This window comes from Pseudomonas sp. E45-MNA-CIBAN-0222 (assembly GCF_040310405.1).
GTDB classification, from domain to species: Bacteria; Pseudomonadota; Gammaproteobacteria; order Pseudomonadales; family Pseudomonadaceae; genus Stutzerimonas; species Stutzerimonas stutzeri_AC.
The window spans coordinates 343,335-349,880 of sequence record NZ_JBEOPU010000004.1 but is presented as its reverse complement, the minus strand read 5'-3'; the positions used below and the strand labels follow the sequence as shown (position 1 = coordinate 349,880).

Sequence of the window (6,546 nt, the reverse complement as noted above, 5' to 3'; positions counted from 1 at the left end):
AGAAGGCCAGCGCTCTGGTCGAGCTGCTGCCGCACAACTGGGTATCCGCCGGCAAGGTGTAATGCCCGTTCGCTTACTGAGAAGCGACATTTACTGAGCTTGGAAAGTGTCTAGGAAATCCGGGGCGATTCACAGAGATGGTGCTGATTGTCGTGGTCTACTGATCCCGGACACCGATTTAGGCGAAAATCTCGCCGTTAGAGAAGCGTCTGATGAGCAAGCAACGACGTACGATTTTCACTGAGGATGTGTCCGGCTCGATTGACTTTCCGGACATGCAGTCTGACGGCACAGGAAGCTCAGCGGGATATCAGCCACTAGCTGATGCACCGCTACAACTGGATTAGACCCCATCAATTCAACGATGGGCTACCTCCAGCGGTAGCCGAAGAGGAACTTAACCCACTGTCCGGGATGGGTTAACCACTTCAAAAGTCTGAGCTTAGGTAAGAACTATGGTGCCGCTGCACCTCTATGCATATCAAGGTGCAGCTTGGAATAGGCTTGCCTGAAAACTGCGGAAAGGCCTCTCCGCAGGCATTGTTCCAGAAGCTCGCTCGCCGACTCTTGTTTGATCATGGGAACGAATCGATCATTCGAGCCTAACTCTTCGGAAGTCTTGCCAACATTGGTTTACGACGGTGAGCCCCTTTACCCTGGGCGAAAACGCGATCATACCTCGACGGGACGTGAACAGGGGAAGAATCGGGAGCGATTCCATGACCCTTGCGTCTGCTGCTTGGTATAGCGCGGTTCTTTCCGACGAGTCAAGCGTAGCGCGAGCGAGATCTAAAAATCCGTCGAGATGAGGGTCGTTGTTATACCCAGCGTTAAAACCTCGGGGAGACTGATTTGCCCCATGTAGGATCTGTGATAGCCAAAGATCGCACGACATCCCCCAACTCATTTCACTGAACGCAATGCCAGACGGCGCCCCCTCACGCCACTGGTTGCAGTAAGCTACCCAATCCGGATGCAGCGTTACATTTAAGCGAATGCCAACCTTGGCTAGATCGAGCGCGAGCCGCTGATAAATGGCCCCTGGATCGAGCTGCGCAGACCCCGCTTGCGCCGCAATGACATCCAAAACCAACCCATCGCTTGCCCCTGCCTCGGCCAAGAGCTCCCTTGCCCGCTCGGGATTGTAGCCATAGCGATTTGCTGCATGCGGGTCATGAGCAGGGGAGCCTGGAGATAGCGCACTATGCGCCGGAACAGCCGCCCCCGGAAATAACTCAGCGCATAATGCCTCTCTATCAATAGCGTACGCAATTGCCTGGCGAACGCGCAAATCTGCGATAAGCGGATCGCGCAAGTTAAATACCAAATACCAGAGATATGGTGGGTTAAATGAGGGCACGGTGAACCCTAGCGCCGCCAGTTCCTCAAGGTCAGCGCCCTCTAAGCTATAGGCGACATCCACCTTCCCCTCAACCAATGCCCGGACGCGAGCCTTGAGGTCAGGAAAAGGTAGGAACCGGATCCCTTCTATCTGTGGCGGGCCGGCCCAGTAGTCATCGTTCCGCCGCAGCTCTACCGCAGACCCTCCATCCGTCTCAAAACGAGAATGAAACCGGAACGCACCGGTACCAGGAGCTTTGTCGGCACAACCATCAGGACCGAGTTTGCGAATGGCCGCCGGACTAATCAGCGACTGAGCACCGGGTGCGTCTTCTTGGGTCATGTAACGCAGAAATTCAGGAAACGGCTCGGAAAACTTGAACTCTACGGTCATCGAGTCTAAAGCGCGAACTTTTTCAATGAGGCCAACGCCCATGCGATTGAAGTCCGCAACAACCGGAGAGAAAAAGGGCGAGGTTGCGCAACACATTCTCTCGTAGTTGATAACTACAGCCTCCGCGTCGAGTGGACACCCATCATGAAAACGAACCCCTTCTCTGATTCGAAAAGTATAACGACGGGCGTCTGGTGACGTTATGCAATGGGTCGCTAGTCGCGGAACGAGGCTGGTGGGCGCGCCGTCCGAAGCGGGTAACTCTCCGAAGTCATCTTCAAACAGGCTTTCATGTGTTTGATGAACCACGCGGCCTGTATTCCAACCCCCGAATGATCGGGGCGGATCGACCTCGTCCACAGCCCAGTCAAGCGCAACGCGCAAAATCTTGTCTTCATTCATATGGGTGCGTCCTAATTAGCATTGTCAAGTTGCAAATAGCCGACCGTGCTCACGAGCGTGGCGCATAGCTGCTATGTCTAGCCCCACAGCGGCGCCACCTTCCATCTCATCCGGGCGAGTTACAAGCGCGATCTCTGCCGCTGCGATAATTTGCGTGGAAAGAGCTACCATCATTCCTTGGGCCGCCGTGGCCGAAAGCACATCCAGGCGAACGGCTGCCGAAAGAATCATCGTAGCCACACCTCTCAGCTCAGCTAGCACAGCATTCTCACGGCTAACCCCCATTGCCGCCGCCAGGGCTCCTGATATGACCGCTAGATGACCCGGCGTAACCTTGCCCGCCACCGCGGTAGCGTATTCCGCCAACATCGGGTCTGCATGAAGTGACGGTGCTAACACCGCTAGGCGACTTCCACAGCGACGTGAGGCCACCTGTGCTGGAGCCGTCAACTTCAGTAGGTCAAGCCGCGCATCTACTGCTTTCAGATCCTCTAAGTTCCGATCCACAAATGCCGTATGAGCCAACGCGGTCCCCGCACCGTCTGCGCGGGCGCTGCCATGAATCAAGGCCGAGACGATCATTTCACGGAGCGCGTCTGGCGTGGTCACGCGCTTATCCCGAAGCATTCGCTCAAGGCCGAACGCATGGGCGTGCCTGCCTATCGGCAGCGCGGAGTCGGCAAGTTGCATAAGGGACAACAATGGGCCAGCGCGCACGGCTAGGTTGCCTTCAAGCATCGTCAGAATTAGCGACGGGGTGATGGTGCTCGTGTGCAGCCCCCACACCATTTGGAGGTCTTGCAGCCGCAAAAGGTCTTTCTTCAAAGCGTATCGTTAGCTCAGGCAATCCGAGGGCCTGGACCGATCTCGCAACAAGATCAGGCGTATCGGTCACCGGTACAAGGATCTCATTACCGTGTAGCTCCGCAGGACTGTGACGGTTCCCAAGAGCGTGGCCAATCCGGAACACCGCCTCAGGGCCCAGCTCGTTGAGCGAGATTACCATTACCAGTTCGGGGCGGCGGGAGACGACCAATATACACATCCCATCATCATGCAGAACTGCGCCGTCAAACATCCAGCTCACACGGGGCAGCTCGATGCCTAGATCTACGCCCCCCTCGCTGCAAGTGCGTAACCGGCGGCGACCCGCGTCGGCCGACGCAATCCATACACGGTCCGTCTGACGACCGGAAAAATCCTGGTCGTTGACGTGGCCCAGAATATTATTTACTAAAAGCATTATCCCTCTTCATTTTCTTAGTAGTGGAGCGGGACGGCCGCGCATGTGGCGACGGGCGACATCCCAAGCCACCTGCGTCGCCATCCGAAGATTTGGCGCATCGTCAGCTAGAAAACGTCCCACCGCACCATAGCCTGAGGCTAACGCAGCTGCACCACCATACACACCCGGTAAGGACGCCAACCGTCGACTGATAAGAGTCGCCAATTCCTCATGGTCGCCCTGTTGGGACAACGCGAATATGGTCCCAACAAAACCACTCGACGCTAACGCCCCCTCTAAGGCCGGACTCGCCTCCCCAGGACGGAAACTCGAAGCGTCAACAAGCACAGGGCGTGCGCTAAAACTGACTTGAAGGCGCGTCGAGAAGCTTCGATAAAGGTGCTCCTCGCCTCTCGCCACCCGGCCAGCCGCGAAACTCTCCATGAAAATGGCCTCGGCTCCGTTTGCCAGTGCAATACATGTGTGCTGCCTGTGTTCCGCTTGCGCATGCGGGATTATCATATCCGGGATGTACTCGAAGAAGGCTCCTTCGCTCAGCTCGATCATGGTCGTCTGTATCGATAGCGCTTCACCTTGCAGGCGTGTTGCGGACGGTGTTGAGAGACAAAGTTCAGCGCTAGCCTCAAGGTGTACGGCAACATGCAGGCGATCACCGCCAAACACTGATCCTGCCGCGTTTTGCACGTATATTAGCGCACCAGATTCTGACTCCATGGGCAAAACGGCGGTAGTCGTCAACGGGTAGCGCTGTTGTCGTGCAGCAAGTCGCGTTCGACCATGTCGATCGCGAGCAAAGCGCAACGACAGCACTCCGTCGCCCATCAGGGTTTCCGCCCAAACAGCGCGCTATGGACAATTTGTTCAAAAACGAGCTGCACACCCTCGCCTTTTCGCAGATCGGTAAATACTGAAGCGCGATCGGAACGTGCTGCGGCTACGTCCGCTCTGAAGCGCGTCATATCGACATCGACATGAGGTGCCAAATCAATCTTATTGACGACTAGCAGGTCTGCCCTTAACAGGCCTAACCCATTCTTCCGAGGAATGTCGTCTCCGCCGGCAACATCAATGACGAAAGCCCACCAGTCCACGAGCTCGCTAGAAAATGTAGCGGCTAGATTATCTCCCCCGCTTTCGATGAGAATCACGTCAGGCTGAAAGCGCTGCTCCAGCCAAGCTGCTGCCTCAAGATTTACCGAAGGGTCCTCGCGGATAGCAGTATGCGGGCAAGCCCCGCTTTCAACCCCAAGAACACGCTCAGGATCGATGAGGCCGGAGCGCTGAACACGTTCTGCGTCCTCGTGAGTAACCAGATCATTAGTGATCACGGCGACAGAGATTCCTCGCGCGGCGAACAAGGGGAGCAATCGCTCGACCAGGCGCGTCTTGCCACTGCCTACCGGCCCTCCGAAACCTAAACGCACTGCAGTCAAAGGTTTGCACTCCTTATTTCAACATATATGATTGGCCGAGAGAGACCTGCGATGTGGGAGGGCTGTCGATGGCCTGTCCATCGATGTAAACCCGAAAGTTTTCAGGGTCGACGTCAATTTTAGGTAACACATCATTCAGCACCATATCGCGTTTAGTGAGACGGCGCGTGTCGGCCACTGGACGCAAGGTAGCTTTCAAATCGAGTCGTTGGGCCACCCCGGCTGCGATGGCAGATGGAGAGACAAAACGCACGCCGAGTGACTGCGGAGCGCGACCAAAGTACCCCCACATCGGGCGATAACGCACAGGTTCGCAGGTCATAAGAGAAGCGTTAGCCTCGCCCAAGGGAGCCCAGACAGGGAAGCCAGATTTCAATACTAGTTCCGGTTTGATGCCAAAGCTGTCCGGCTTCCAAAAAATAAGGTCTGCGAGCTTTCCAGGCTCAATCGAGCCCACTTCATCTGCGATGCCGAACATAAGGGCAGGATTGGTAGTATATTTGGCGATATAGCGACGAATTCGGAAATTGTCCGCACCGCTGCCGCTATCCTCGGGCAAAGCGCCCCGTAACTCGCGCATGGTGTCAGCAAGCTGCCAACAGCGAGCGATGGTTTCACCGATGCGCCCCATCCCCTGGCTGTCGGAACCGATCGCGCTGATCGCTCCCATGTCGTGCAGAACGTCTTCGGCGCCAATGGTTTCTTTTCGAATCCGACTTTCCGCAAACGCCACGTCCTCAGGCAAACGTGGATTGAGATGATGGCTCGTCATCGCCATGTCGAAATGTTCATCAAACGTGTTGATGGTGAATGGATTCGTAGGGTTCGTAGATGAGGGCAGTACATTCGATATGCCGCACATGCGGATGATGTCTGGCGCGTGCCCACCCCCGGCGCCCTCGACGTGATAGGCGTGAATGCACCGTCCGGCCATGGCGCGCAGAGTGTGCTCTACAAATCCTGATTCGTTCAGCGTGTCTGCGTGCAAGTGGATCTGCCCACCGCCGATCTCCGCGGCCTTCAAGGCGGCATCGATGATGGCCGGAGTCGCGCCCCAATCCTCATGGATTTTCAAACCCGCTGCGCCTGCAGCAAGCTGTTCGAGCAGAGGCTCGACGGCATGCGAGGCCGCTTTTGCAATGAAACCGAAGTTTATCGGAAAGGCCTCAGCTGCTTGGAGCATTAGCCCCAGGTTAGTTGTGCCTGTCGACGCAATGGGAACCGTAGTGGGTCCGAGCCCTCCTCCCATCAGCGTGGTGAACCCCGCCGAAAGAGCTTCATCCACCTGTCCCGGATCAATAAAATGCACGTGGCAGTCGATTCCGCCCGCCGTAACGATATGTCCTTCCGCGGCCCGGATATCCGTGTTCACGCCCACCGTGAGCCCTGGCGTTACGCCATCCATAAGATTGGGGTCGCCAGCCTTGCCGATTCCTACGATCCGGCCATTCTTAATGCCGATGTCGGCCTTGATGATGCCCGCAACGGCGTCGATGATCAGAGCGTTGGTTATGATCAGGTCCAAAATGCCGTCGGCAGCGGTCAGCACACCGTCACAACCGGTGCCCCCTCGTACCGTCTTGCCCGCGCCAAAGACTAACTCATCGCCCCCTACACAGAAATCGCGCTCCACCTTCGCCCAAAGGCCAGTGTCGCCTAGCCGTACGCAGTCTCCTTCCGTAGGACCGTACAGTGATACATATCTAGAGCGCTCAATAGACTGAGCCATA

The 6,546-nt window shown here is 56.4% G+C and carries 6 protein-coding genes and 1 pseudogene; 1 reads left to right on the top strand and 6 read right to left on the bottom strand.

All coding sequences use genetic code 11. From position 1 onward, the window contains the following. Nucleotides 1-282: 282 nt before the first annotated feature. Nucleotides 283-423, top strand: a pseudogene (locus AAEZ08_RS08740) (IS3 family transposase); the annotation flags it as partial. 169 nt (nt 424-592) lie between these two features. On the opposite strand, the gene AAEZ08_RS08735 reads toward AAEZ08_RS08740, so the two are convergent. Genes AAEZ08_RS08735 through ureC form a run of 6 tightly spaced genes read right to left on the bottom strand, consistent with a single transcriptional unit; the run spans nt 593 to nt 6,545 of the window. Then, nucleotides 593-2,137: an ABC transporter substrate-binding protein gene (locus AAEZ08_RS08735; RefSeq protein WP_079742368.1), complete on the bottom strand. Its 1,545-nt coding sequence runs from the start codon at nt 2,135-2,137 to the stop codon at nt 593-595. Nucleotides 2,138-2,161: 24 nt separating this feature from the next. Further along, nucleotides 2,162-2,962: an urease accessory protein UreF gene (locus AAEZ08_RS08730; RefSeq protein ID WP_199862411.1), complete on the bottom strand. Its 801-nt coding sequence runs from the start codon at nt 2,960-2,962 to the stop codon at nt 2,162-2,164. Beyond that, nucleotides 2,868-3,380 carry an urease accessory protein UreE gene (locus tag AAEZ08_RS08725; RefSeq protein ID WP_079742369.1) on the bottom strand — a complete coding sequence of 171 codons (513 nt, stop codon included), beginning with the start codon at nt 3,378-3,380 and terminating at the stop codon, nt 2,868-2,870. Before AAEZ08_RS08725 ends, AAEZ08_RS08730 begins: the two co-directional genes overlap by 95 nt. A gap of 9 nt (nt 3,381-3,389) precedes the next feature. Continuing rightward, nucleotides 3,390-4,205 (bottom strand): urease accessory protein UreD, encoded by an 816-nt coding sequence (locus tag AAEZ08_RS08720; RefSeq protein ID WP_023092982.1) that lies wholly within the window; start codon nt 4,203-4,205, stop codon nt 3,390-3,392. Then, complete coding sequence (ureG, locus tag AAEZ08_RS08715; RefSeq protein ID WP_023092983.1) at nt 4,205-4,816, bottom strand: urease accessory protein UreG; 612 nt, start codon at nt 4,814-4,816, stop codon at nt 4,205-4,207. The genes AAEZ08_RS08720 and ureG overlap by 1 nt, the downstream gene beginning before the upstream one ends. A gap of 13 nt (nt 4,817-4,829) precedes the next feature. Then, nucleotides 4,830-6,545, bottom strand: coding sequence for an urease subunit alpha (gene ureC / locus AAEZ08_RS08710; RefSeq protein ID WP_040119801.1), 1,716 nt, complete (start codon nt 6,543-6,545; stop codon nt 4,830-4,832). Nucleotide 6,546: the final 1 nt, after the last annotated feature.

What these genes read in the sequence shown, in the direction of transcription:
- AAEZ08_RS08725 (WP_079742369.1), bottom strand. Translation starts at nt 3,380, where the DNA reads ATGCTTTTAGTAAATAATATTCTGGGCCACGTCAACGACCAGGATTTT.
- AAEZ08_RS08735 (WP_079742368.1), bottom strand. Translation starts at nt 2,137, where the DNA reads ATGAATGAAGACAAGATTTTGCGCGTTGCGCTTGACTGGGCTGTGGAC.
- ureC (WP_040119801.1), bottom strand. Translation starts at nt 6,545, where the DNA reads ATGGCTCAGTCTATTGAGCGCTCTAGATATGTATCACTGTACGGTCCT.
- AAEZ08_RS08720 (WP_023092982.1), bottom strand. Translation starts at nt 4,205, where the DNA reads ATGGGCGACGGAGTGCTGTCGTTGCGCTTTGCTCGCGATCGACATGGT.